Annotated in this window: 22 protein-coding genes and 3 tRNA genes; 16 read left to right on the top strand and 9 right to left on the bottom strand. The window is 71.9% G+C overall.

What is annotated here, in order from left to right:
• The first annotated feature begins 38 nt into the window (after positions 1–38).
• Positions 39–1,376, top strand: coding sequence for an NADP-specific glutamate dehydrogenase (gene gdhA / locus AC3RJ8_RS15425; RefSeq protein WP_489713428.1), 1,338 nt, complete (start codon positions 39–41; stop codon positions 1,374–1,376).
• A 97-nt stretch (positions 1,377–1,473) separates the two neighbouring features.
• Here gdhA and AC3RJ8_RS15420 read toward each other — a convergent pair whose 3' ends face one another.
• Complete coding sequence (locus AC3RJ8_RS15420; RefSeq protein WP_489713427.1) at positions 1,474–1,959, bottom strand: Dps family protein; 486 nt, start codon at positions 1,957–1,959, stop codon at positions 1,474–1,476.
• 179 nt (positions 1,960–2,138) lie between these two features.
• On the opposite strand from AC3RJ8_RS15420, the gene AC3RJ8_RS15415 reads away from it, so the two are divergent.
• Positions 2,139–2,531 (top strand): hypothetical protein, encoded by a 393-nt coding sequence (locus tag AC3RJ8_RS15415; protein ID WP_489713426.1) that lies wholly within the window; start codon positions 2,139–2,141, stop codon positions 2,529–2,531.
• Between the two features lie 88 nt (positions 2,532–2,619).
• Here AC3RJ8_RS15415 and AC3RJ8_RS15410 read toward each other — a convergent pair whose 3' ends face one another.
• Positions 2,620–4,854, bottom strand: a complete 2,235-nt coding sequence (locus tag AC3RJ8_RS15410) for an NADP-dependent isocitrate dehydrogenase (RefSeq protein WP_489713425.1) — start codon at positions 4,852–4,854, stop codon at positions 2,620–2,622.
• 122 nt (positions 4,855–4,976) lie between these two features.
• Between AC3RJ8_RS15410 and AC3RJ8_RS15405 the strand changes: the two genes are divergently transcribed.
• The 6 genes from AC3RJ8_RS15405 (at position 4,977) to AC3RJ8_RS15380 (ending at position 12,248) form a co-directional block, all read left to right on the top strand.
• Complete coding sequence (locus tag AC3RJ8_RS15405) at positions 4,977–6,470, top strand: RNB domain-containing ribonuclease (RefSeq protein WP_489713424.1); 1,494 nt, start codon at positions 4,977–4,979, stop codon at positions 6,468–6,470.
• A gap of 208 nt (positions 6,471–6,678) precedes the next feature.
• Entirely contained in the window at positions 6,679–8,430 is a 1,752-nt protein-coding gene (locus AC3RJ8_RS15400) for an ABC transporter substrate-binding protein (protein ID WP_489713423.1), read from the top strand.
• Between the two features lie 69 nt (positions 8,431–8,499).
• Positions 8,500–9,492, top strand: coding sequence for an ABC transporter permease (locus AC3RJ8_RS15395; RefSeq protein WP_489713422.1), 993 nt, complete (start codon positions 8,500–8,502; stop codon positions 9,490–9,492).
• Positions 9,485–10,525: an ABC transporter permease gene (locus AC3RJ8_RS15390; protein ID WP_489713421.1), complete on the top strand. Its 1,041-nt coding sequence runs from the start codon at positions 9,485–9,487 to the stop codon at positions 10,523–10,525. The genes AC3RJ8_RS15395 and AC3RJ8_RS15390 overlap by 8 nt, the downstream gene beginning before the upstream one ends.
• Positions 10,522–11,421, top strand: a complete 900-nt coding sequence (locus tag AC3RJ8_RS15385) for an ABC transporter ATP-binding protein (RefSeq protein WP_489713420.1) — start codon at positions 10,522–10,524, stop codon at positions 11,419–11,421. The genes AC3RJ8_RS15390 and AC3RJ8_RS15385 overlap by 4 nt, the downstream gene beginning before the upstream one ends.
• Positions 11,418–12,248 (top strand): ABC transporter ATP-binding protein, encoded by an 831-nt coding sequence (locus AC3RJ8_RS15380; protein ID WP_489713419.1) that lies wholly within the window; start codon positions 11,418–11,420, stop codon positions 12,246–12,248. The genes AC3RJ8_RS15385 and AC3RJ8_RS15380 overlap by 4 nt, the downstream gene beginning before the upstream one ends.
• A 31-nt stretch (positions 12,249–12,279) precedes the next feature.
• On the opposite strand, the gene AC3RJ8_RS15375 is transcribed toward AC3RJ8_RS15380, so the two are convergent.
• Positions 12,280–12,837, bottom strand: coding sequence for a DinB family protein (locus AC3RJ8_RS15375; protein ID WP_489713418.1), 558 nt, complete (start codon positions 12,835–12,837; stop codon positions 12,280–12,282).
• Between the two features lie 39 nt (positions 12,838–12,876).
• Between AC3RJ8_RS15375 and AC3RJ8_RS15370 the strand changes: the two genes are divergently transcribed.
• The 6 genes from AC3RJ8_RS15370 to purM all read left to right on the top strand — a co-directional run bounded on the left by AC3RJ8_RS15370 (position 12,877) and on the right by purM (position 20,145).
• Complete coding sequence (locus tag AC3RJ8_RS15370) at positions 12,877–13,248, top strand: sterol carrier family protein (protein WP_489713417.1); 372 nt, start codon at positions 12,877–12,879, stop codon at positions 13,246–13,248.
• Positions 13,249–13,338: 90 nt separating this feature from the next.
• The gene (locus tag AC3RJ8_RS15365) at positions 13,339–14,004 is read left to right on the top strand and encodes an ANTAR domain-containing protein (RefSeq protein ID WP_489713416.1); all 666 of its coding nucleotides are present in this window, start codon (positions 13,339–13,341) and stop codon (positions 14,002–14,004) included.
• A gap of 173 nt (positions 14,005–14,177) precedes the next feature.
• Positions 14,178–16,997: an ExeM/NucH family extracellular endonuclease gene (locus tag AC3RJ8_RS15360; protein ID WP_489713415.1), complete on the top strand. Its 2,820-nt coding sequence runs from the start codon at positions 14,178–14,180 to the stop codon at positions 16,995–16,997.
• A 44-nt stretch (positions 16,998–17,041) separates the two neighbouring features.
• Positions 17,042–17,416 (top strand): histidine kinase, encoded by a 375-nt coding sequence (locus tag AC3RJ8_RS15355; protein ID WP_489713414.1) that lies wholly within the window; start codon positions 17,042–17,044, stop codon positions 17,414–17,416.
• Between the two features lie 43 nt (positions 17,417–17,459).
• The gene (gene purF / locus AC3RJ8_RS15350) at positions 17,460–19,007 is read left to right on the top strand and encodes an amidophosphoribosyltransferase (RefSeq protein WP_489713413.1); all 1,548 of its coding nucleotides are present in this window, start codon (positions 17,460–17,462) and stop codon (positions 19,005–19,007) included.
• Positions 19,008–19,041: 34 nt separating this feature from the next.
• Positions 19,042–20,145 (top strand): phosphoribosylformylglycinamidine cyclo-ligase, encoded by a 1,104-nt coding sequence (gene purM / locus AC3RJ8_RS15345; protein ID WP_489713412.1) that lies wholly within the window; start codon positions 19,042–19,044, stop codon positions 20,143–20,145.
• A gap of 73 nt (positions 20,146–20,218) precedes the next feature.
• Here purM and AC3RJ8_RS15340 read toward each other — a convergent pair whose 3' ends face one another.
• On the bottom strand, positions 20,219–20,422 hold the full coding sequence (locus AC3RJ8_RS15340; protein ID WP_489713411.1) for a DUF3073 domain-containing protein: 204 nt from the start codon (positions 20,420–20,422) through the stop codon (positions 20,219–20,221).
• Between the two features lie 383 nt (positions 20,423–20,805).
• Here AC3RJ8_RS15340 and AC3RJ8_RS15335 point away from each other — a divergent pair, with 383 nt between their 5' ends.
• Positions 20,806–21,057 carry a BldC family transcriptional regulator gene (locus AC3RJ8_RS15335; protein WP_407319309.1) on the top strand — a complete coding sequence of 84 codons (252 nt, stop codon included), beginning with the start codon at positions 20,806–20,808 and terminating at the stop codon, positions 21,055–21,057.
• A 61-nt stretch (positions 21,058–21,118) separates the two neighbouring features.
• Here the strand turns inward: AC3RJ8_RS15335 and AC3RJ8_RS15330 are convergent, their stop codons facing one another.
• The 5 genes from AC3RJ8_RS15330 to AC3RJ8_RS15310 all read right to left on the bottom strand — a co-directional run bounded on the left by AC3RJ8_RS15330 (position 21,119) and on the right by AC3RJ8_RS15310 (position 22,454).
• Entirely contained in the window at positions 21,119–21,442 is a 324-nt protein-coding gene (locus AC3RJ8_RS15330) for a DUF3618 domain-containing protein (protein ID WP_489713410.1), read from the bottom strand.
• Complete coding sequence (locus AC3RJ8_RS15325; RefSeq protein ID WP_489713409.1) at positions 21,439–21,855, bottom strand: phage holin family protein; 417 nt, start codon at positions 21,853–21,855, stop codon at positions 21,439–21,441. Before AC3RJ8_RS15325 ends, AC3RJ8_RS15330 begins: the two co-directional genes overlap by 4 nt.
• 164 nt (positions 21,856–22,019) lie before the next feature.
• Positions 22,020–22,092: transfer RNA gene (locus tag AC3RJ8_RS15320), tRNA-Phe, on the bottom strand.
• 56 nt (positions 22,093–22,148) lie between these two features.
• Positions 22,149–22,222 (bottom strand) — tRNA-Asp (locus AC3RJ8_RS15315).
• 159 nt (positions 22,223–22,381) lie between these two features.
• Positions 22,382–22,454, bottom strand: a tRNA-Glu gene (locus AC3RJ8_RS15310).
• A 76-nt stretch (positions 22,455–22,530) separates the two neighbouring features.
• On the opposite strand from AC3RJ8_RS15310, the gene AC3RJ8_RS15305 reads away from it, so the two are divergent.
• Positions 22,531–22,875: a metallopeptidase family protein gene (locus AC3RJ8_RS15305; protein WP_489715660.1), complete on the top strand. Its 345-nt coding sequence runs from the start codon at positions 22,531–22,533 to the stop codon at positions 22,873–22,875.
• Positions 22,876–22,901 lie beyond the last annotated feature (26 nt).

Here is a 22,901-nt window from a genome sequence, read left to right as displayed (position 1 = left end):
GCCCCGGCGCGCGTCCGCCACCGAGCTGAGGAGTACCGATGGAAGACCGACTGCAGGACACCTTCGACGAGGTGCTGCGGCGCAACCCTGGCGAGGCGGAGCTGCACCAGGCTGTGCGCGAGGTCTTCGAGTCGCTCGTCCCGGTGCTGCGCAAGAACCCGCAGTACACCGAGGCAGCCGTCCTCGAGCGGATCTGCGAGCCGGAGCGCCAGATCATCTTCCGCGTGCCGTGGGTCGACGACGCCGGCCGGGTGCAGATCAACCGCGGGTTCCGGGTGGAGTACAACTCCGCCCTCGGCCCGTACAAGGGTGGCCTTCGCTTCCACCCGTCCGTCTACCTGGGGACCGTCAAGTTCCTCGGGTTCGAGCAGGTCTTCAAGAACGCCCTGACGGGTCTGCCCATCGGCGGCGGCAAGGGCGGTTCGGACTTCGACCCGCGTGGCCGCTCCGACGGTGAGGTCATGCGGTTCTGCCAGTCGTTCATGACGGAGCTGTACCGGCACATCGGTGAGTACACCGACGTCCCGGCCGGGGACATCGGGGTGGGTGCCCGCGAGATCGGGTACCTCTTCGGCCAGTACAAGCGGATCACCAACCGGTACGAGTCGGGTGTCCTGACCGGCAAGGGGCTCACCTGGGGCGGTTCGCTCGTCCGCAGGGAGGCGACCGGCTACGGGTGCGTGCTCTTCGCCCAGAGCATGCTGGCGACCGAGGGGCAGGACGTCGACGGCCTGCGCGTCTCCGTCTCCGGGTCCGGGAACGTCGCGATCTACGCGGCCGAGAAGGCTCAGCAGCTCGGCGGCCGAGTGATCACGTTCTCCGACTCCTCGGGGTACGTGGTCGACGAGGCCGGCATCGACCTCGACCTGCTCAAGCAGATCAAGGAGGTCGAGCGCGGGCGGGTGTCCGACTACGTCGACCGCCGTCCCGCCGCCCGGTTCGTGGCGGAGGGCAGCGTGTGGGACGTGCCGACTGATATCGCCCTGCCGTGCGCCACGCAGAACGAGCTCACCGGGGCGGACGCCAAGCAGCTCGTGGCCAACGGCGTGCGTGCGGTCGCTGAGGGCGCCAACATGCCCTGCACGCCCGAGGCGGTGGCCTTCTTGCGCGAGCAGAGGGTTTCGTACGGGCCGGGCAAGGCGGCCAACGCGGGGGGCGTGGCCACGTCGGCGCTGGAGATGCAGCAGAACGCCTCGCGGGACTCCTGGAGCTTCGAGTACACCGAGCAGCGGCTCGGCGAGATCATGACCGGGATCCACGACCAGTGCCTCGCGACCGCCGACGAGTACGACGCCCCCGGCGACTACGTCGTGGGCGCCAACGTGGGTGGGTTCACCCGGGTGGCCGACGCCATCATCTCGCTCGGCGTCGTCTGAGCCGCAGGGCGGAGTCAGGACCACGACGGCGCGGTCCCTCGTCGAGGGGCCGCGCCGTCGTGTGCCCGGGTGCGCGGGCACGCCGGAGCAGATCGACTCAGGCTTCGGTGTTCTCCGAGGAGATCATCCACGCCTGCTTCTCCAGGTCGGCGATGATCTCGTGCAGCAGGTCGGCGGTCGTCGGGTCCTCGGCGTCGACGTCGTCGTGCACCTCGCGGGCGACCTCGACGGTCTGGGCGATGCGCTCGGCGACGGCGTCGGCGGTGTCGCCGACGGAGACGAGGCCGGCCGGGTACGGCGAGAGGTCGGTCTTCGTCGCGACGGTCTCGGCGCGCCCGTCCGGTACCGCCTGCAGCGCGCGCAGCCGCTCGGCCACGGTGTCGCTGTGCTCGCGGGCGACGTCGACCAGCTCGTCGAGCTGGAGGTGCAGGTCGCGGAAGCCGCGGCCGGTCACGTTCCAGTGCGCCTGCTTGCCCTGGACGTGCAGGTCGACGAGGGCCACGAGGACCCGCTGCACGTGGCCGTGGAGCTTTTCGGACGCGGTGGCCCGGTCCGTGCTGCGGTGGATCGACGGAGTGGTCATGGTGCTCCTCGCTCTCTCGGGGATCGCCCGGTGGCGGTCACCGTGCTTCGTTGTCTTGAACGATTCCAGGCTAGGCGTGTTCCCGCAGGTCCGCCAGCAAGGCCAGGCGTGCCTGCCCGGGCAAGGTTTCGCTCGCCTGGCTGCGGTTCCGTCACTACGATGGGAGCAGGAGGCGCACGATGTCGTGGCTTGCGATGTACCTGCTGGCGCTCGGGCTCGCCGCTGTCGGGCTGGCGGCACGGTCCTGGCTGCGCTCGGCGGGGCACCGGGAGGCGGTGGCGCGCCGTCGTCGTCGACGGGCGGGTCCTGACCCCTGGGAGACGCTCGCCATCCAGGTACGGCTCGGCGAGCTCGCCCGCGAGCTGCGGACGGTGACCGACGACCCCGGGCTCTACGCGCGTGCGCACCACTGGCGTGCCGTGCAGGACGCCTACGACGCGATGCTGCGCGACGCCTGCCGGGTGGCGGGGCTCGCTGTCGTCGACGTCCCCCTGCGGGCCGACGAGCACACCGGCGAGGAGGAGCGGCTGCGCGAGGAGCTGGAGCTCAGCGCCCGCGGCTGGTCCTGGTGACCGCCGAGGTAGCGCAACCTCCTGCCGAGGTAGCGCAAGGCCCGGCGAGGTGTGCTACCTCGCCGGGCCTTGCGCTACCTCGCGGGGGTCAGAAGGTGTCGATCGCGCTGTTCAGCGTCTTCGACGGGCGCATCACCGCGGCAGCCTTGTCGCCGTCCGGGTAGTAGTACCCACCGACGTCGACCGGGTTGCCCTGTGCGGCGAGGAGCTCGTCGACGATCGTCGGCTCCTGCTCGGCGAGCCGGGCCGCGAGCGGGGCGAACGCCGCGGCGAGCTCGGCGTCCTCGGTCTGCGCGGCCAGCTCCTGCGCCCAGTACAGGGCGAGGTAGAAGTGCGAGCCGCGGTTGTCGATGCCGCCGATGCGCCGGGTCGGCGACTTGTCCTGGTCGAGGAACGTGCCGGTGGCGCGGTCCAGGGTGTCGGCGAGCACCTGGGCGCTGGCGTTGCCGGCCACGCGGGCCAGGTGCTCGAACGACGCGGACAGCGCGAAGAACTCACCGAGCGAGTCCCAGCGCAGGTAGTTCTCGGCCAGGAGCTGCTGGACGTGCTTCGGCGCCGAGCCGCCGGCGCCGGTCTCGAAGAGCCCGCCGCCGTTCATCAGCGGCACGATCGACAGCATCTTGGCCGAGGTGCCGACCTCGAGGATGGGGAAGAGGTCGGTGTTGTAGTCGCGCAGCACGTTGCCGGTCACGGAGATCGTGTCCAGGCCCTCGCGGATGCGGTCCAGGGAGTAGCGCGTCGCCTCGGCGGGGGCCATGACGAGGATCTCCAGTCCCTCGAGGTCGTCGTGCTCCCCGAGGTACTTCTCCACCTTGGCGATGAGCTGGGCGTCGTGCGCACGGTTCGCGTCGAGCCAGAAGACGGCCGGGTCGCCGGTCTCGCGGGCACGGCGGACGGCCAGCGCCACCCAGTCGCGGATCGGGGCGTCCTTCGTCTGGCAGGCGCGCCAGACGTCTCCGGCCGCGACGTCGTGGGAGAACAGCACCTCACCGGCGGCGTTCACGACCTCGACCGTGCCGTCGGCCGGGATCTCGAACGTCTTGTCGTGCGAGCCGTACTCCTCGGCCTTGCGCGCCATGAGGCCGACGTTGGGCACGGAGCCCATCGTGGCGGGGTCGAGCGCGCCCTTGGCCCGGCAGTCGTCGATGACGGCCTGGTAGACCCCCGCGTAGGAGGAGTCCGGGATGACGGCGAGTGTGTCGTGCTCGGCGCCGTCCGGACCCCACATGTGGCCGCCGATGCGGATCATCGCGGGCATCGAGGCGTCGATGATGACATCGGAGGGCACGTGCAGGTTGGTGATGCCCTTGTCCGAGTCCACCATGGCCAGCGCGGGCCCGTTCTCGAGGCCCTGGGCCACGGCCGCCTTGACGGCCGCGCCGTCGGGCAGGGCGTCGACGCTGGACAGGATGCCGCCCAGCCCGTCGCGCGAGGAGAGGCCGGCGGCCTTGAGCTGGGCGCCGTACCGCTCGAAGACCTCGGGCAGGAACGCCTCGACGATGTGGCCGAAGATGATCGGGTCGGAGACCTTCATCATGGTGGCCTTGAGGTGGGCGGAGAACAGGACGCCCTCGGACTTCGCGCGCTCGATCTGCTCGGCGAGGAAGCGGTGCAGAGCCGCGACCGACAGGAAGGTCCCGTCGACGACCTCGCCCTCCTCGACGGCGAGGCCGTCCTTGAGGACCTGGGTGTCGTCGGCCGTGCGGAGCCGGATGCTGAGGGTGTCCGCGGCCGGCATGGTCACGGACTTCTCGTTGGAGAAGAAGTCGTCGGCGCCCATCGTGGCGACCTGGGTCTTCGAGTCCGCCGACCACTCGCCCATGCGGTGCGGGTGCTTCCTGGCGTAGTTCTTCACGGCGGCGGGCGCGCGGCGGTCGGAGTTCCCCTCGCGCAGGACGGGGTTGACCGCGGAGCCCTTGACCTTGTCGTAGCGGGCCCGGGCGTCGCGCTCGGCGTCCGTCGTCGGCTCCTCCGGGTAGTCCGGGATCGCGTAGCCCTGGCCCTGCAGCTCGGCGATCGCGGCCTTGAGCTGGGGCACGGAGGCCGAGATGTTGGGGAGCTTGATGATGTTGGCCTCGGGCGTCGTGGCCAGCTCGCCCAGCTCGCCGAGGGCGTCACCGACGCGCTGGTCCTCGGCGAGGTGGTCGGGGAACTGGGCGAGGATGCGCCCGGCGAGCGAGATGTCCCGGGTGTCGACCTCGACGCCGGCCTTGGCCGCGTACGCCTGGACGATCGGGAGGAACGAGTACGTCGCCAGCAGCGGGGCCTCGTCGGTGTACGTGTAGAGGATCCGGGCAGGGTTCGGCTGAGGCTGGGTCGTCATGCGGAGCGGCTCCTGAGGACGTCGAGATTGCTTGACATCAAGATACTTTGCCGCGACGGGCCGTGTCGAAACAGGGTCTCCCTCCGCGCGCGCCCATGCACGGGCAGAACTACGGTCGTGGCGTGCCCACCCGAGACCTCCGGCTCGCGCCCGCCAGCCCCGACGACGTCGTGTCCGCGCTCGCCGCGCTGCGTGCCGAGGTGGGCATCCCGGCCATGTACCCCGCCGACGCCCGGGCGGAGGCGGAACGCGCCGCGCGGGGCGACCTCAAGGACTTCCGGCAGGACCGCCGGGACATCGACTTCGTCACGATCGACCCGCCGGGCTCCCTGGACCTCGACCAGGCGGTCCACGTCGCGTCGTCGGGCCACGGCTACATCGTTCGCTACGCGATCGCCGACGTCGCGGCGTTCGTCTCGCCCGGCGGCGCCCTGGACCGCGAGGTGCATCGCAGGGCGCTGACGTTCTACGGGCCGGACTCCCGCACCCCGCTGCACCCGGCCGTCCTGTCGGAGGGCGCGGCCAGCCTGCTGCCCGACCAGGACCGGCCGGCGGTGCTGTGGACCGTCGCGGTCGACTCCTCCGGCGAGATCACGAGCACCACCGTCACGCGGGCCGTGGTCCGTTCGCGGGCACGCCTGACGTACGGCGAGGCGCAGACCGCGCTCGACGCCGGGACGGCACCCGAGTCGCTGACGCTCCTGGCCGACGTCGGACGGCTGCGGCACGCGCGCGAGCAGGAGCGCGGCGGGGTCTCGCTGGCGGTGCCCGAGCAGGAGGTGGTGCGGCGCGCGGACGGCGCCTACGACCTGGAGCTGCGCCGCACGCTGCCCATCGAGGAGTGGAACGCGCAGATCTCCCTGCTCACCGGGATCGCCGCCGCCCGGCTGATGAGGGAGGCCGGGGTCGGCGTCCTGCGGACGCTGCCACCGCCCGCGACGCGCGACGTCGCGCGGCTGCGGCGCACGGCCGGGGCGCTGGGCATCGCGTGGCCCGAGGAGATGACGTACGCCGAGCTGCTGCCGCGCCTGGAGTCCCGGCGGGCGGCGCACGCGGCGTTCCTCAACGAGGCGACGACGCTGTTCCGCGGCGCGGGATACCTCGCCTTCGGGGTGCCGGGGCCCGTCGGCGGCGCCCGCGTCGAGCTGCCGGCCGACGCCCGGCACGCCGCGATCGGTGCCGAGTACGCCCACGTGACGGCACCGTTGCGACGGCTCGTCGACCGGTACGGCACCGAGGTGTGCCTGGCCCAGTCGGCCGGCCGTGACGTGCCCGACTGGGCCCTGGCGGCGCTGCCGGGGCTGCCCGGGACCATGCAGTCGGCCGCGCAGCGCGCGAGCACGTTCGAGAGAGCGTGCGTCGACATCGTCGAGGCGGTGCTGCTGGGTTCGCGGGTCGGGCGTCCGTTCGACGCCGTGGTGGTCGACGCCAACGCCGCGCCGGGCGGGGACGGCGGTCCGCGGCGGGCCCGAGGGCAGGTCATGCTCCGCGAGCCGGCGGTGCGGGCCGCCGTGCTGGGGGCCGAGGGCGCCGAGCTGCCGCTGGGGGAGCGCGTGCGGGTGACCCTGGCGGAGGCGTCGGTGGCCGAGCGGCGGGTCCTCTTCACACTTCCCTGAGTCGCCCCGGGCCTCCGTCGGTCCTCCCACCCGCGTGGGACCGCTCTCAGAACACGGTTTGGTAACACTCCTGCCTTACATCGATGGAGGTGCTGGCGCCGTTGCGGTAGATGTTTGTTAGGTTGCCTGCCAACCGAGCGGTTACCCCTCCGGCGCGAAGACGCGTCGTGGACCGGCGCGCAGGAGCGCCGCGAAAGGATGGACCTCCATGCACGGACGCACGAGGCACCAGCGCTGGCTCACCGCCACCGCGCTCGCCGCCAGCGTGACCCTCCTCGCCGCCGCGTGCGGCGGTGGCACCGACGCCGAGACCCCCGACGACGGCACGACGCAGGGCGAGACGGACGCCGCCGGCGCCGACACCGACCGGGAGCTCGTCATCTGGGCCGGGTCGCAGACCCCCATCACCGCGAACTTCAACCCCTACGCCGTCGGGGTGCTGCACGTCGCCAACGGCGGCGTCTACGAGACGCTCTTCGCCTACAACAAGGCCGCCGACACCGAGCCGATGCCCCTGCTGGGCACGGACGCGACGTGGAACGACGACGGCACCGAGCTCACCGTCACGATCCGCGACGGGGTGACCTGGAACGACGGGGAGCCCTTCACGGCCGACGACGTCGTGTACTCCTTCACCAACGACGCGGCGAAGCCGGCGTACCTGGCCGGTGCCGAGGCGATCGACGGGTCGACCGTCGTGCTCCGCTTCGACGAACCGCAGTTCACCAACGAGTTCGCGCTGCTCGGCTCGACGTACATCGTCCCCGAGCACGTGTTCGCCGCCCACGAGGACGACTCCACCGAGACCGAGGACGGCGAGGCCCTCGAGGGCCTGGTCGCCTGGGCCAACGCCGAGGCGCCGGTCGGCACCGGCCCCTACCTCGTCGAGACCAGCTCCGACGCCAACTACACGGCCGTCGCCAACCCCGGCTACTGGGGCGGCGAGCCGGCCGTGAAGAACCTGCGCTACGTCGGCATCGACTCCAACCAGTCCGCGGAGGACCTGCTCTCCACCGGCAAGGTCGACTGGGCCACGATGTTCGTGCCCGAGCCGCAGCGCATCGAGGACGCCGGCTACGGATACCTCAACACACCGGTCGACCCGACGGTGCTGTACACCTGCGCCAACGCCGACCTCGGCTGCGAGGGCGAGCAGACCGACGTCGCCGTCCGCCGGGCGCTCAGCGTCGCCATCGACCGGGGCGCGATCAACGAGAAGGCCTTCGTCGGCCTCGCCCAGGAGATCTCGCCGACGTTCGCGCTGCTCGGCCGCGACGACAAGTGGATCGCGGACGGCATGCCCGCCGCGATCGAGCAGTCCGCGGACCCGGCGCAGGCCGCCGAGATCCTCGAGGCCGCCGGCTACGAGAAGGGTGCCGACGGCTTCTACGGCAAGGACGGCGAAGCCGTCGAGCTGACGCTCACCTCCGTCGACGGCTGGACCGACTACAACAACGCCGCCAAGCTCATCGAGGAGCAGGCCGCCGAGGCGGGCATCAAGGTCGTCGCCTCGACGATCTCCTGGAACGAGTTCGCCGACGCCCGGGTCTCCGGCGAGTTCGAGCTCATCATGGGCGGCGTCGTCGGCACCTCGATCGCGGACCCGTACCAGATCTACCGCGACTGGTTCTCCGGCGACTACACCACCCCGGTCGGGACGGCGCTGGAGCCCGGCTTCTGGAACTTCTCCCGGTACGACAACGACGCCGTCGACGAGGCGGTCGAGGCGGCCGGCAGCACGAACGACGAGGCGGTCAAGGCCGACGCGTACGCCGAGATCCAGGAGCACATCGTCCACGACGTGCCGTACATCCCGCTGGTCGTCAACGCCTCGCAGACCTTCTACAACCAGGACGACTACACGGGCTGGCCCACCGAGGAGGACCTGTACCTCTTCCCGCCGGCCTGGCAGGGGCCGTCCTCGGGCGTGATCCTCAGCAAGCTCGCCGGCGCCGAGTGACCCGGACCGTGACCCGTTGAGCCCGGTACCGAGGAGGAGCCCGATGCGCCCGACGAACGACGAGACACCATGAGGTTCTACGCCCGACGGATCGGCTTCTACGCCGTGACCCTGTGGATCGCCGTCTCCCTGAACTTCCTGCTCCCGCGCCTGCTGCCCGGTGATCCGTACACCATCCTGATCGCCAAGCTGCAGCGCAACGGAGAGATCTCGCCCGCCATCCAGCAGAGCATCCAGCTCCTCCTCGGTGCCACCGAGGACCAGTCCCTCGGGGAGCAGTACCTCAGCTACTGGGGCAACCTCCTGCGCGGAGACCTCGGCGTCTCCGTGACGCAGTTCCCGACACCGGTCACCGACCTCATCGGCGGGGCGCTGCCCTGGACGATCGCGCTCGTCGGCACCGCGACCGTCCTGTCGTTCGTCCTGGGCGTCGGTCTCGGCGCCTGGGCCGGGTGGCGGCGCGGGTCGTGGGTGGACGGTGTCATCCCGTCCACCACGCTCCTGCAGTCGCTGCCCTACTTCTGGGTCGCGCTGCTGTTCATCTACGTCTTCAGCGTCGAGCTGGGCTGGTTCCCGATCATCGGCGCGTACGACGTGTTCACGTTCAACGGCCCCGAGATGAGCTGGGCGTTCGTCGGATCCGTCCTGTACCACGCGATCCTGCCGGCCGTGACGATCATCATCTCGTCCGTCGGCGCCTGGATGCTCGGCATGCGCAACATGATGGTCTCGACGCTCTCGGAGGACTACATCACCACCGCGCGGGCAAAAGGTCTCGACACCCGCCGCATCGCGCTGACCTACGCCGTGCGCAACGCCGCCATCCCGTCGGTGAACGGGTTCGGCGTCGCCCTGGCCTTCGTCGTGGCCGGCTCCCTCGTCACCGAGCAGGTCTTCAGCTATCCCGGGCTGGGCAAGCTGATGATCGAGGCGGTCCGCAACAACGACTACGCGCTCATGCAGGGCGTCTTCCTCATGATCACGCTCGCCGTGCTCGCCGCACTCCTGGTCATGGACCTCGTGCACGGCCTCATCGACCCGAGGGCCCGCCACCGTGACTGAACCCCAGAACACCCGCCCGCGGTCTCGACGCGGGCTGCGCACCGGCCCGGCCCGCCACGGCAAGCTCGCCGTCGGCCTCACCGTCGTCGTCGCCGTCGTGCTCTTCGCGCTCGTCGGGCCGATGCTCACCCAGGACCCCCGCGACTCCGACAACCCCGTTCTCGTCCCGCCCGAACCCGGCCACTGGCTCGGCACCACGAACCTCGGGTACGACGTGCTGGCCCAGCTCGCCGAGGGCGCTCGCGGTTCCCTGCTGGTCGGGGTCGTCGCGGGTCTCCTCGCGATCGTGCTGTCCCTGCTGTTCGGGGTCGTGGCGGGCTACGCCCGCGGCGCCACGGACGAGGGGCTGTCGCTCGTCACGAACGTCATGCTCGTCATCCCCGGCCTGCCCCTGATGATCGTCGTCTCCAGCTACCTGGAGGTACGCAGCCTGTGGGTGGTCGCGATCATCCTGGGTGCCACCGCCTGGCCCGGCGCCGCCGTCGTGCTGCGCCTGCAGACCCGGTCGCTGCGCAACCGCGACTACGTCTCGGCGGCCCGCGTCGCCGGGGAGTCCACGCCGCGCCTGCTGGGCCTGGAGATCATGCCCAACCTGCTCCCGCTGCTCACCGCCCAGTTCCTCTTCGCGGTCGTGCTCTCGATCCTGGGCGAGGCCGGGCTGTCCTACCTCGGGCTGGGGCCGAACGGCTCGATCACGTGGGGCACGATGCTCAACGAGGCGCAGGGCGGCGGGGCGCTGACCCGCGGCGCCTGGTGGTGGTTCGTCCCGCCCGGCCTGATGATCGCCGTCCTCGGCTGCGCGATGAGCCTCATCAACTTCGCGATCGACGAGATCATCGACCCCAAGCTCCGCCAGGCCCCCGCCGCCGCGAAGCTCCAGCGCCGTGCCCGGCGGGCCGGCCTCGACGTCACCACCCACCACGACGACCCGCGCGGCAAGGAGCCGGCCGGCGGCGGGCCCGACGCGTCCGACGGCGACGCCGTCGGTCCCGCCCCCGAGCGGGACGAGCAGAAGGCGGAGGTCCAGTCATGACCGCACCGACGACGACGGCGGCCGCGCCGTTGAGCTCCGCTGCCCACGCCGCGTACGTCCGCGGGCTGGACCCCGTGCTGACGGTGCGGGACGTGTCCATCGAGTACGAGGTCGACCCGCCCGTGCGCGCCGTCCGCGACGTCTCCCTGACGCTCCACCGCGGCGAGATCCTCGGGCTCGCCGGCGAGTCCGGGTGCGGCAAGTCCACCCTGGCCTACGGACTCGACCGGCTGATCAGGCCGCCCGCCGTCATGACGTCCGGCCAGGTGACGTTCCATGACGTCGACGGCACCGACACCGACGTCGTGGGGCTCGCCGGCGACGCGCTGCGCGCCTTCCGCTGGGACAAGGTGTCGATGGTGTTCCAGGGGGCGATGAACTCCCTGAACCCGGTGATCAGCGTGCGGGCCCAGCTCGAGGACGTCCTGACCACCCACCGGCCGTCCACCTCCAAGGAGGCGCGGCGGGCGCGCTGTGCGGAGCTCCTGGAGCTGGTGGGTGTCGACCCCGACCGGCTCGACGCGTTCGCCCACGAGCTGTCGGGCGGGATGCGCCAGCGCGTCATGATCGCGATGGCGATGGCGCTCGACCCGCAGGTCATGATCATGGACGAACCGACGACGGCGCTCGACGTCGTGGTCCAGCGGGACATCCTGCGCGAGATCATGCGCCTGCGCGAGAAGTTCGGCTTCGCCGTCGTGTTCATCACGCACGATCTGCCGCTGCTGCTGGAGATCTCCGACCGTATCGCCGTGATGCGTGCCGGCGAGATCGTCGAGCTGGACACGGCCGAGCAGCTCTACGCGCACGCTCAGCACGAGTACACCCGCACGCTGCTGTCCTCCTTCCCGAGCCTGCTCGGGGAGTTCTCCTACGACGAAGGGGCACGGCGATGAGCACCCTCGAGGTCCGTCACCTGGTCAAGGACTTCCGGGTCCGGGGCGGTCTGCGACGCGGCACGCTGCGCGCCGTCTCCGACGTCTCGTTCACGCTCGAGGCGGGCCGGACCGTCGCGATCGTGGGGGAGTCCGGCTCCGGCAAGTCGACCGTCGCCCGGATGATCGCCCAGCTCGAGACGCCGACGTCCGGGCAGATCCTGCTCGACGGCGAGCCGGTCGCGCGGCGCGGTCGCGCCCTGGCGCGCTACCGGCACCAGGTGCAGATGGTCTTCCAGGACCCCTTCGCCTCGCTGAACCCCTACCACCCCGTGGCCTACCACCTCGAACGGCCGCTGAGGATCCACCGTGTCGCCCGGGGCAAGGAGGTCGCGCCGGCCGTGCACCGGCTGCTGAAAAGCGTCGAGCTCACGCCCGCCGAGGTCTTCGCCGCCAAGCGCCCGCACGAGATGTCCGGCGGGCAGCGCCAGCGGGTCGCCATCGCCCGGGCGCTGGCACCCGGAGCGCGGTTCCTCGTCGCGGACGAACCGGTGTCCATGCTCGACGTGTCGATCCGGCTCGGTGTGCTGCACCTGCTGGCGCGGCTGCAGCGCGAGGAGGACCTGGGCGTCCTCTACATCACGCACGACCTGGCCACCGCCCGCCACTTCAGCGACGAGATCGTCGTCATGTACCGCGGCGAGGTCGTCGAGCAGGGGCCCAGCGACCAGGTGATCCTGGACCCGCAGCACGAGTACACCCGGACCCTGCTCGCCGCCGCGCCCGAACCGTCGCGGCACGGCAGGCTGCGCGACGAGGTCCGGGCCGAGCTCGCGGCGCAGCCGTGACCGGCGCCGGTCCGGGCGCCGCGCGTTGAGGTCAGGAGCGCGCGCGGTAGAGGTCGCGCAGGAGGCACATCTCGGCGCCGTGGGCCATGGCCTCGCGGTTGAGGTGCGCCACCAGGGCCGCCATGGAGTCCTCGGCGAACGGTCCGCCCCGCGGCCCGAGCGGCTGTGCCAGCGCGTCGTCGTCCATCGCCGCCACGTTCTCCCGCCAGGCCTCGTAGCCCTCGCGGAGCACGGCCAGGCCGCCGTCGGCGTCGAGCGGCAACGGTTCGGGCCAGTGGCGCTCGTCGAACATGTCGGCGCCCGCGGGCGCGGTGCTCGGACCGAAGAACGCCCGGGCCCGGGCGCCCCACACGTCGCGGCCCAGGTGCATCATGCGCCAGGCGACGGTGGTCACGGGAGGCACCTCCGGCTCGGGCGTCGTCGACTCGATCCGCACCACCCCGTCGACCCCGGTGCGGAGGCTCCACGCGCCGGCCGCGGGTTCCCACAGGTACTCCTCGTCGGTCAGCCCCTGCAGCCGCGGCCAGAGGTGGAACTCCCAGTAGAAGCCGATCTGGTCGGCCAGGAGGTCACGCACCGTCGTCGTCATGGACGGATCATCGCGCCAGGGTCCGACATACTGTGGGCCATGCCAGCACGACGACGGACGGACCCGGTCGCGGGGCGCGCCGCGGTGGCCCGGTGGCTCGCCGGGGAGGCGGACAACCGCACCACCACGACGGCGGTGCGGTTCACGCTGGAGGAGCTGGCCGCCGTCGCGCCCGGCAACGCGGTGGAGGTGCGGGTCCCGCAGGCCGGCGCGGTCCAGGCCGTCGAAGGTCCGCGGCACACCCGGGGGACGCCGCCGAACGTCGTGGAGACCGACGTCGAGACGTGGATGGCGCTCGTCACCGGCCGGGCCTCGTGGCCCGACGTCCTGGCGGCCGGGCGCGTGCATGCCTCGGGCGAGCGCGCGGACCTGTCCCCGTGGCTGCCGCTGCAGGCGGCGCGCGCCCGCTGAGGCGACGCCCTCCTGCGGGCGAGCGGGCCGGACGTGTGCCTACGGTCGGCACACAGGGGGGTCACCTGCCGCAGGACAAGGAACCGGTACATGAGCATCTCTTCCTACCCCGGGGAGTTCGCCCGCCGTGCGGCGGCCGTGCTCGGCGCCGACATCGAGGCCAGCGTCATGGTGCGGGAGCACGGGGTGTCGTTGCGTGCCGGGAGCAGCACCGTGGCGGCCGCCCGGTGCGACCAGGCCGAGTCGATGGCGGGCTCCGGACCCTGCCTCGACGCGATGGACCGCCACTCGGTACGGGTCGTGCCGACGGTGGCCGACGCGGAGGGCTGGGACCGCTGGCGCGAGCAGGCGCTCGACGACGGCTACGTGTCCGCGCTGGCGGTCCCCGCCGTCGTGGACGACGGCGTCTCCGTGGCGCTCAACCTCTACTCGCGGTCCCCCGACCCGTGGACCCCCGCGCTGCTCACGGCGGCCGACGGCTACGCCCAGCTGATCGCCTCGACGGTGCGCGTGCACCTGGACCTCGCCGAGCTCGAGGACGCTGCGGCCGGCCTGTACCGCAACATGTCCGACGCCCTGGTCATCGAGCGCGCCGTGGGCGCGATCATGCACACCAACGGGTGCACCGAGGAGGAGGCGCGACACATCCTCGAGTCCGCGTCGGGACACCGCCGGATCGGTACCCGTGAGGTGGCGGAGACCCTCCTGCGCGCCCTGGTCGACGTCCCCGCCGCCGACCGCGACCTGCGGAGCTGACCGCCCGCGAGCCCACGCCGGGCGTCTCCCCGGGCGGCCGTCGGTGCGCGGCGGTACGGTCGCGGGCACCGGCCTCCTGCCGGCAGCACGGCGGTGACCTGCGGTTCAACCAGGGTTCACACGGGGCTGCTTGGCTGAGCCTGCCCTGTCGAACCTGATCGAGGAGGACCAGCGTGACCACCACGTCACCGACCCCGCGGCGCTCGCGGAGGGTACGCACGGCGGCGCTCGCCGTGCTGCTCGTCCCGGCGGCCACGATCTCGGCCGTTCCCGCGGCCGCGACGCCGTCGTCCGACGCCGCCGTCCTGATCGACGAGGTCTACGGGGGCGGCGGCAACAACGGCGCCGTCTACGACCGCGACTTCGTCGAGCTGTACAACCCCGGCGACGACGCGGTCTCGCTGGAGGGCTGGTCCGTCCAGTACGGGTCGGCCGGTGGCAGCACGTGGTCCGGCCAGACCGACCTGACCGGGGAGATCCCCGCCGGCGGGTCCTTCCTCGTGGCCCAGGCGTACGGCAGCGACACCGACCTGCCGGACCTGCCGACCCCCGACGTCGAGGGCACGATCTTCATGTCCGGGTCCGGCGCCAAGGTCGCACTCGTCTCCTCGACCGACCGGCTCGGCTGCGTCGGCGTGGACTGCGCACAGGCGGCCGACGTGGTCGACCTGGTCGGCTGGGGCTCGGCCAACACCTACCTCGGCAGCGGGCCGGCACCCGGCACCAGCAACCCGACGTCCGTGTCCCGCGTGGAGCACGCCCACACCGTGGACAACGCGACGGACTTCGTCGTCGGCGAGCCGACGCCGGCGAGCAGCGGCACCGACCCCGACCCGGAGCCCACGCCCGACCCCACCGGCGACCCGGAGACGGTGACGATCGCCGAGATCCAGGGCACGGGCAGTTCGTCACCGCTCGACGGCGAGACCGTCACGACCCGCGGGGTCGTCACCGCGGCCTACCCGACCGGTGGGTTCGACGGCCTCTATCTGCAGACCGAGGGGACCGGCGGCGACCCCGCCGCCGACGAGACCCCGGGCGCCTCCGACGCCGTGTTCGTCTACTCGGCCGAGGCCGCGAACCAGGTCGAGGTGGGTGACCACCTCGAGGTGACCGGCGTCGTCGGCGAGTACTACGACCTCACCCAGGTGCGGCCCTCGTCGTGGACGGTGCTCGACGAGGTTGCCGAGGCCGTGAAGCCGACCACCACGGCCTGGCCCGCGGACGAGGCCGGACGGGAGGCGCTGGAGAGCATGCTGCTGGCGCCGCAGGGCGACTTCACCGTGACGGACAACTACTCCACGAACACCTACGGCACCCTGGGCCTGGCCGCCGGGAGCACCCCGCTGGTGCAGCCGACGACGGCGGGCCGGCCCGGCTCGGACGAGGCGGCCGCGCAGGTGGCCGACAACGCGGCGCGCTCCGTCCAGCTCGACGACGGGGCGTCGTGGGACTACTCGGGCTCCTCGCGGTCCGCGACCCCGCTGCCGTGGCTGAACGGCACCGACCCGGTGCGCGTGGGCGCCGCCGTCTCGTTCACCGGCCCCGTCGTCCTCGACTACCGGTACGGCGCCTGGTCCTTCCAGCCCCTCGCACAGCTCACGGGCGAGAACGCCGACGGTGTGCAGCCGGCCGAGTTCGCGGACACCCGCCAGGGGTCACCGGCGGACGTCGGCGGGGACCTCACGGTGGGGACGTTCAACGTGCTCAACTACTTCACGACCACGGGCGACCAGCTCGACGGGTGCGAGTACTACACCGACCGGGACGGCGACCCGACCACCGTCCGCACCGGTTGCCTCGCCCGCGGCGCCGCCGACGCGGACAACCTGGGGCGTCAGCAGGCCAAGATCGTCGCGGCGATCGAGGGGCTGGGCGCCGACGTCGTCTCGCTCGAGGAGATCGAGAACTCCGCCGCGTTCGGCAAGGACCGCGACGCCGCGCTCGCTGACCTCGTCGACGCGCTCAACGCGGCCGCGGGCGCCGGCACCTGGGCGTACGTCCCCTCCCCGGCGGAGCTGCCTGCCGACGAGGACGTCATCCGCAACGCGTTCATCTACCGCACGGCCGCGGCCGAGCCGGTCGGGGAGTCGCGCATCCTCACGGACGACCCCGTGACCTTCCAGAACGCCCGCGAACCGCTGGCGCAGGTCTTCCAGCTCGCGGGAGGGGAGTCCGCCGCTCCGGTCGACGACGTCGTGGTGATCACCAACCACTTCAAGTCCAAGGGGTCGCTCGGCCCGTGGCCCGGAGACGTCGATGCCGGCGACGGGCAGGGACGCAACAACGAGTCACGCGTCCGGCAGGCCACCGCACTGGTCGAGTTCGCCGAGGAGGTGTCGTCCGCGGCCCGCACCGACCGGGTGCTCCTCGTGGGCGACCTCAACGCCTACGAGCAGGAGGACCCGATCGTCGTGCTGACCGACGCCGGGTACACCGACCTGGGGCCGACCACCGGGAAGTACACGTACAGCTTCGAGGGGCAGGTCGGCTCGCTCGACCATGTGCTCGCCTCGCCGGGCGCCCTCGAGGACGTGACCGGCACCGACATCTGGAACATCAACGCGTACGAGCCGGTCGCCAACGAGTACAGCCGGTACAACGCCAACGTGACGAACCTGTACGACCAGTCCGCGTTCCGGTCGTCCGACCACGACCCGCTGCTGGTCGGGCTCGACCTGGCGCCCGGCGCCCCGGCCTGGGCCCGCGGGCACGCCTACGGTGCCGGCGACCGGGTGAGCCTCGACGGACGGACCTTCGAGGCGCTGTGGTGGACGCGTGGCCAGACGCCGGGTGCCAGCCCCTGGGGCCCCTGGGCCGAGGTCGGTGAGCCGGTCGAGACCGACGCCGGCACCTTCCCGGCGTGGACCGCCTCGCAGGTGTACGTCGGCGGCGAGACCGTCGTCCACGACGGCGAGCGGTGGCGGGCCGGCTGGTGGACGCGGAACCAGGAGCCGGGCGGTGCCCACGGGCCGTGGCAGCGCCAGGACTGACGGCAGCCGGCGGAGCGGGCCGGCCCGGGAGATAGGCTCGAGGGGTGAGCAGCACCAGCCCCGAGCCGACTCCCGAGCCGCCCGCCGAGCAGTCTCCCGAGCCGCCCGCCGCGCCGTCCTCCGAGTCCAGCACGCCGGACGGGGCGACGGATCCGGACGAGCACCTGCTCGTCGACCCCGCCCGCGTGCGTCGCGCGCCGCGGTACCGGGCGTTCTTCACCGTCGGTGCCGTCATCGGTGTCGTCCTCGGCACGGTGCTGGGCGTGTGGCTGACCGGCATCGCCACCGACGACGGCGCGCTCCTCCTCAAGCCCGGCGTCTTCGTCTCCGTCATCGTGCTCAGCACGGCCACCCTGTGCGTGCTGGTCGCCGGTGCCCTCGCGGTGCTCGCGGACCGTCGGAGTCTCCGCCGCAGGTGAGGACGGCGATGGTCGGCACCGTCGTCTGTGGGATACTCGGGACATGCCCTTGCGCCCCGACGGCCGTCTGAACCACGACCTCATGCCCGGCGAGAAGGGGCCGCAGGACGCCTGCGGTGTCTTCGGCGTCTGGGCACCCGGCGAGGAGGTCGCGAAGCTCGCGTACTTCGGCCTCTACGCGTTGCAGCACCGCGGCCAGGAGTCCGCGGGCATCGCCACCAGCAACGGTGAGCAGATCCTCGTCTACAAGGACATGGGCCTCGTGTCCCAGGTGTTCGACGAGACCGCGCTCAACGCCCTGACGGGACACATCGCCGTCGGGCACTGCCGCTACTCGACGACGGGCGGCGTCACCTGGGAGAACGCTCAGCCGACGCTGGGCGCGACGGCGTCCGGGACGGTCGCGCTCGGGCACAACGGCAACCTCACCAACTCCGCCGAGCTCGTCGACCTGGTGGCCGAGCGGTACGGCGCCCAGCGGCGCGGCGAGCTGGCCCGCGGCAACACCACCGACACGGCGCTGGTCACCGCGCTGCTGGTCGGCGACGAGGACCACACGCTCGAGCAGACGGCGCTCGAGGTGCTGCCGCGGCTGCGGGGCGCGTTCTCGCTGGTCTTCATGGACGAGCACACGCTGTACGCGGCGCGCGACCCGCAGGGCGTCCGCCCGCTCGTGCTCGGCCGTACGCAGCGCGGTTGGGTCGTCGCCTCGGAGACCCCGGCGCTCGACATCGTGGGGGCGTCCTTCGTCCGGGAGATCGAGCCCGGCGAGCTGGTCTGCATCGACGACGACGGGCTGCGATCCACGCGGTTCGCGCAGCCCGAGCGCGCCGGCTGCGTCTTCGAGTACGTCTACCTCGCCCGCCCGGACACGTCGATCAACGGCCGGCCGGTGCACGCGGCCCGCGTCGAGATGGGCCGGGTGCTCGCCCGCGAGCACCCGGTGGACGCCGACCTGGTCATGCCGGTGCCCGAGTCCGGTACCCCGGCTGCCACCGGGTACGCCGCCGAGTCCGGGATCCCGTTCGGCCAGGGCCTGACGAAGAACGCCTACGTGGGCAGGACGTTCATCCAACCCTCCGACACGCTGCGCCAGCTCGGCATCCGGCTCAAGCTCAACCCGCTGCGCGAGGTCATCCGGGGCAAGCGGCTCGTCGTCGTCGACGACTCGATCGTGCGGGGCAACACCCAGCGCGCGCTGATCCGGATGCTCCGGGAGGCCGGTGCCGCGGAGGTGCACGTGCGCATCTCGTCGCCGCCGGTGAAGTGGCCCTGCTACTACGGGATCGACTTCGCCTCCCGCGCGGAGCTCATCGCCAACGGCCTCACCCCCGAGGAGATCGGCCAGTCGCTGGGGGCGGACAGCCTCGGCTACATCTCGACCGAGGGCATGATCGCGGCAACGGAGCAGCCCGCGTCCCAGCTCTGTGCCGCCTGCTTCACCGGCACGTACCCGATCGAGCTGCCCGAGGCCCACCAGCTCGGCAAGTACCAGCTCGAGCAGGCGGAGCTGCCCCTCGGTGCCCCGGAGGACGGCCTGACCCGGCTCGCCGTGGGCGTCGGCGGCCAGACGGCGCTCGACCACCCGTGACCGACCACCCCGTACCCTCCTGGAGCCTGACCCCGTGACTGATGGACTGACCTACGCCGCCGCCGGCGTCGACACCGAGGCCGGGGACAAGGCCGTCGAGCTCATGAAGGACGCCGTCCGGCGCACCCAGGGACCCGCCGTCATCGGTGGGGTCGGCGGGTTCGCCGGTCTGTACGACCTCTCCGCGTTCCGGCGGTACCGCAAGCCGCTGCTCGCCACCTCGACCGACGGCGTCGGGACCAAGGTGGCGATCGCGCAGGCCCTGGACAAGCACGACACCATCGGCTTCGACCTGGTCGGCATGGTCGTCGACGACATCGTGGTGGTGGGTGCCGAGCCGCTGTTCATGACCGACTACATCGCCACCGGCAAGGTCGTCCCCGAACGGGTCGCCGACATCGTCCGCGGGATCGCTCAGGCCTGCGAGGTCGCCGGCACCGCGCTGGTGGGCGGGGAGACCGCGGAGCACCCGGGGCTGCTCGAGCCCGACGAGTACGACGTCGCCGGCGCCGCCACGGGGATCGTCGAGGCCGACGCCGTGCTCGGTCCGGAGCGTGTCCGGGCAGGCGACGTGCTCATCGCCATGGCGTCCAGCGGGCTCCACTCCAACGGGTACTCGCTGGTGCGCGCCGTGGTCAAGCACGCCGGCTGGGAGCTCGGCCGGCACGTCGACGAGCTGGGGCGCACGCTCGGCGAGGAGCTGCTCGAGCCCACCCGGGTCTACGCGAGCGACTGCCTGGCGCTGGCGCGGGACGAGGCCGCGCAGGTCCACGCCTTCACGCACGTCACCGGCGGCGGCCTGGCCGCCAACCTCGCCCGGGTGCTCCCGCAGGGTGTCGTCGCGACGGTGGAGCGGTCGTCGTGGGAGGTCCCGCCCATCTTCCGGACGGTGCGCGAGCTCGGCTCCGTGCCGCGCCGCGACCTGGAGAACACGCTCAACCTGGGGGTCGGGATGGTCGCGATCGTCGGGGCCGACGGCGCGGACGCGGCGCTGGCTCGGCTGTCCGCGCTGGGCGTGGACGCCTGGACGATGGGGACTGTCGCCGAGCACGATCCCGCCGCACCGCCGGAGGACCTCGTCGTGGGGACGAAGGGCGTCCATGCCGGGGCCGTGCGGCTGGTCGGGGACTACCGCTGAACGCACGAAAGGTCGGACGGCTGGTGCCGTCCGACCTTGTCGGTGCTCGTGCGGGGGCCGATCGTCCGGCGGCTCAGCGCCGGTCGTCGTCCCACGGGGCGTAGCTGTTGTCGTACTCGGAGTCCACGCTGTCGCTCCAGCGGTCCTCGGTGACGACGTCGGTCGACTGGTCGGCCTTGAGCTCTTGCTCCAGAGCGTGGTAGTTCGTCTCGGGGCTGTAGTACTTCAGCTCGCGAGCGACCTTCGTGTGCTTAGCCTTCTGACGGCCCCGGCCCATGGCTCCGACCCCCTCAACGTAAGAGCGGGGCGGCAACGTCGCAGACGTGCGGCCCCGAGAGAAGATTTCGTCTGTTCAGGTTCCAACGGTACATGCTGTGGAGGCATTCCCTCCACTCGGCGTGTCGACGACGAACGGTGAGGTCGCCACTGGTCAGGCCCGGGAGAGGACGGTGGTGACGCAACTCACGTCCCCAGGGGCCCGCCCGGTCGCGCCGGGGGGAGGCGCGATCCGGACCGACGGGGCGAGCAGGACCCGGCGACCGCAAAGCCCACGCTCGGTTCAAGTCGCCTCAATCCCGCTTTCTGCACACAATGGAACGACACGGCCGTGGAGTACTTCGGGCGCCGTCCGAGCCGGTCGCGTACCAGGAGGTGCAGGGGATGTCGTTCCATGGAGACTCCGAGGTCCTGTTGACGCCCGCCGAGGTCGCCAGTCTCTTCCGTGTCGATCCGAAGACCGTGACCCGCTGGGCCAAGGCCGGCAAGCTCTCGTCCATCCGTACGCTCGGTGGGCACCGTCGCTACAAGGAGTCCGAGGTGCGCGCCCTGCTCGGTGCGGCCTCGGAGGCCGCCGAGGCCGAGGCGGCGGCCAACGCCGCAGCCGCCGAGAACACCGACGACACCAAGAGGTGAACCGGCTCCCCGACCGGTGGTGGTCGGGGAGCGCTCGATCCGGTCGTCGTCGGGCGGCCTGTCAGTGTCGGACGACGCGGACGACGAGGACCGTGACGGCCACCGCTCCGACGGCGGCCGCCCCGAGCAGGATCTTCGCGTTGCGGGACCGGTGCGGGTCCTGCGTGGGCAGCCCGTTCCCTGACAGCAGGCCCCGGGCGTCGGCCGCGGCCTGCTTCGTCCCGTGGGCGAGCTGCGCCGCCTGGTAGGACGGCGACAGCCGGGTGGTCAGCTCGTCGAGGGCGGAGCCGAGCTCGCGGCGGGCCTCCCGCACCTGGTCCTCCAGCTCGGACCTGCTGGGTGCGGTCTCCTTCGGTGCCGGCCGGGCGGCGGGGTCCGGGCTCATCGCTTGATCCCTTCCTTGAGCGCGGCGACGTCGTCCTTCACGCGGTCGATGGTCTCCGGCTTCTGTGCTGCCTGCTTGAGCTGGCGGACGCCCACCAGCACCAGCACCGCGGCGAACAGGACCATCGCGACGCCGACGACGAGCGCGGAGAGCCACATCGGCCACACCTCGTCCAGGCCCGCGATCGCTGACCAGATGAAGACGCCGACCGCGTAGAGCACGACCACCAGGGCCGCGCCCAGGAGCCCGATGCCGACGGCGGAGCGCTTGGCCTTCTCCGCCAGCTCGGCCTTGGCCAGGGCGATCTCGGCGCGGACCAGCCGGGTCGCCTGTTCCGAGAGCTGTTCCACGAGCCGGCCCATGCTGGGCGGCCGATCTGCCGGCGGGGTCCGCCCGTCGTCCCAGTCCGTCATCGGCTGCTCCGATCCTCGACGAGTGTGTGCGTGCGGTCCCCACTCAACCCGTCCTGGCTGGTCCAGGCAATTCCAGAGAGCCCGGCGCGTCGTCGGAAATCCGTGCGCCGGTGGTTCCGTGAACGACGAAGACCCCCGGGCGACTGCCCGGGGGTCTTCTGCGGTGGCTCCGACCGGCGTCGATCCGGTGACCTTTCGATTTTCAGTCGAACGCTCTACCAACTGAGCTACAGAGCCTTGCCGTGACACGAACGCCCGGGGCGCCGTTGCCGACGAACCGGGCGCATCATGCGCGACCCTGACGGGACTTGAACCCGCGACCTCCGCCGTGACAGGGCGGCGCGCTAACCAACTGCGCTACAGGGCCAAGATCGGTCGTGATCTACCGATCGAGGGGCTCTTTTCGAGCCGAGGAAAAGCGTACCCCATGCTTGCCTGGAACCTGAAATCGATCCCTGACCAGGCATTTCACCTGGTCTGGACGAGCGGAGCGTTCCGTGGGCACCCAGCTGAGCACCCACCGGAGTACCCCCAACGGGATTCGAACCCGTGCTACCGCCGTGAAAGGGCGGGGTCCTAGGCCGCTAGACGATGGGGGCCGGTCGGCACAGCATACCGGCCGAGGCGTCGTCGTCGACATCCGCGGCCGTGGGGGAGGATGGGGCCGTGGTGGAGATGTCGCGCGAGGACTTCGAGGCAGCGGTCTCGGAAGGGTTGGACCAGGTCCCGGAAGAGCTGACGAGGCTCATGGACAACGTGGTCGTCCTCGTCGAGGACGACGCCCCGGCCGACGACCCCCAGCTGCTCGGCCTCTACGAGGGCGTGCCGCTGACCGAGCGGGGGGAGGCCTGGGCGGCGGGCTCCCTGCCCGACCGGATCACCATCTACCGCAACCCGACGCTCGCGTTCTGCGAGTCGGTCGACGAGGTCGCCGACGAGGTCGCCGTCACCGTCGTGCACGAGATCGCGCACCACTTCGGGATCGAGGACGACCGGCTGCACGCGCTCGGCTGGGGCTGAGCCCACCGACCCCGCACGCGTTGTGG

The organism is Isoptericola sp. MSGPD8_1_ISO-PGPR-S23-394 (assembly GCF_058072785.1).
This window is presented reverse-complemented; position numbering and strand designations above follow the sequence as displayed.

Coding starts and splice junctions, on each gene's coding strand:
- gdhA (WP_489713428.1), top strand. CDS start 39: ATGGAAGACCGACTGCAGGACACCTTCGACGAGGTGCTGCGGCGCAAC.
- AC3RJ8_RS15420 (WP_489713427.1), bottom strand. CDS start 1,959: ATGACCACTCCGTCGATCCACCGCAGCACGGACCGGGCCACCGCGTCC.
- AC3RJ8_RS15415 (WP_489713426.1), top strand. CDS start 2,139: ATGTCGTGGCTTGCGATGTACCTGCTGGCGCTCGGGCTCGCCGCTGTC.
- AC3RJ8_RS15410 (WP_489713425.1), bottom strand. CDS start 4,854: ATGACGACCCAGCCTCAGCCGAACCCTGCCCGGATCCTCTACACGTAC.
- AC3RJ8_RS15400 (WP_489713423.1), top strand. CDS start 6,679: ATGCACGGACGCACGAGGCACCAGCGCTGGCTCACCGCCACCGCGCTC.
- AC3RJ8_RS15395 (WP_489713422.1), top strand. CDS start 8,500: ATGAGGTTCTACGCCCGACGGATCGGCTTCTACGCCGTGACCCTGTGG.
- AC3RJ8_RS15385 (WP_489713420.1), top strand. CDS start 10,522: ATGACCGCACCGACGACGACGGCGGCCGCGCCGTTGAGCTCCGCTGCC.
- AC3RJ8_RS15380 (WP_489713419.1), top strand. CDS start 11,418: ATGAGCACCCTCGAGGTCCGTCACCTGGTCAAGGACTTCCGGGTCCGG.
- AC3RJ8_RS15375 (WP_489713418.1), bottom strand. CDS start 12,837: ATGACGACGACGGTGCGTGACCTCCTGGCCGACCAGATCGGCTTCTAC.
- AC3RJ8_RS15370 (WP_489713417.1), top strand. CDS start 12,877: ATGCCAGCACGACGACGGACGGACCCGGTCGCGGGGCGCGCCGCGGTG.
- AC3RJ8_RS15365 (WP_489713416.1), top strand. CDS start 13,339: ATGAGCATCTCTTCCTACCCCGGGGAGTTCGCCCGCCGTGCGGCGGCC.
- purF (WP_489713413.1), top strand. CDS start 17,460: ATGCCCTTGCGCCCCGACGGCCGTCTGAACCACGACCTCATGCCCGGC.
- AC3RJ8_RS15340 (WP_489713411.1), bottom strand. CDS start 20,422: ATGGGCCGGGGCCGTCAGAAGGCTAAGCACACGAAGGTCGCTCGCGAG.
- AC3RJ8_RS15335 (WP_407319309.1), top strand. CDS start 20,806: ATGTCGTTCCATGGAGACTCCGAGGTCCTGTTGACGCCCGCCGAGGTC.
- AC3RJ8_RS15330 (WP_489713410.1), bottom strand. CDS start 21,442: ATGAGCCCGGACCCCGCCGCCCGGCCGGCACCGAAGGAGACCGCACCC.
- AC3RJ8_RS15325 (WP_489713409.1), bottom strand. CDS start 21,855: ATGACGGACTGGGACGACGGGCGGACCCCGCCGGCAGATCGGCCGCCC.
- AC3RJ8_RS15305 (WP_489715660.1), top strand. CDS start 22,531: ATGTCGCGCGAGGACTTCGAGGCAGCGGTCTCGGAAGGGTTGGACCAG.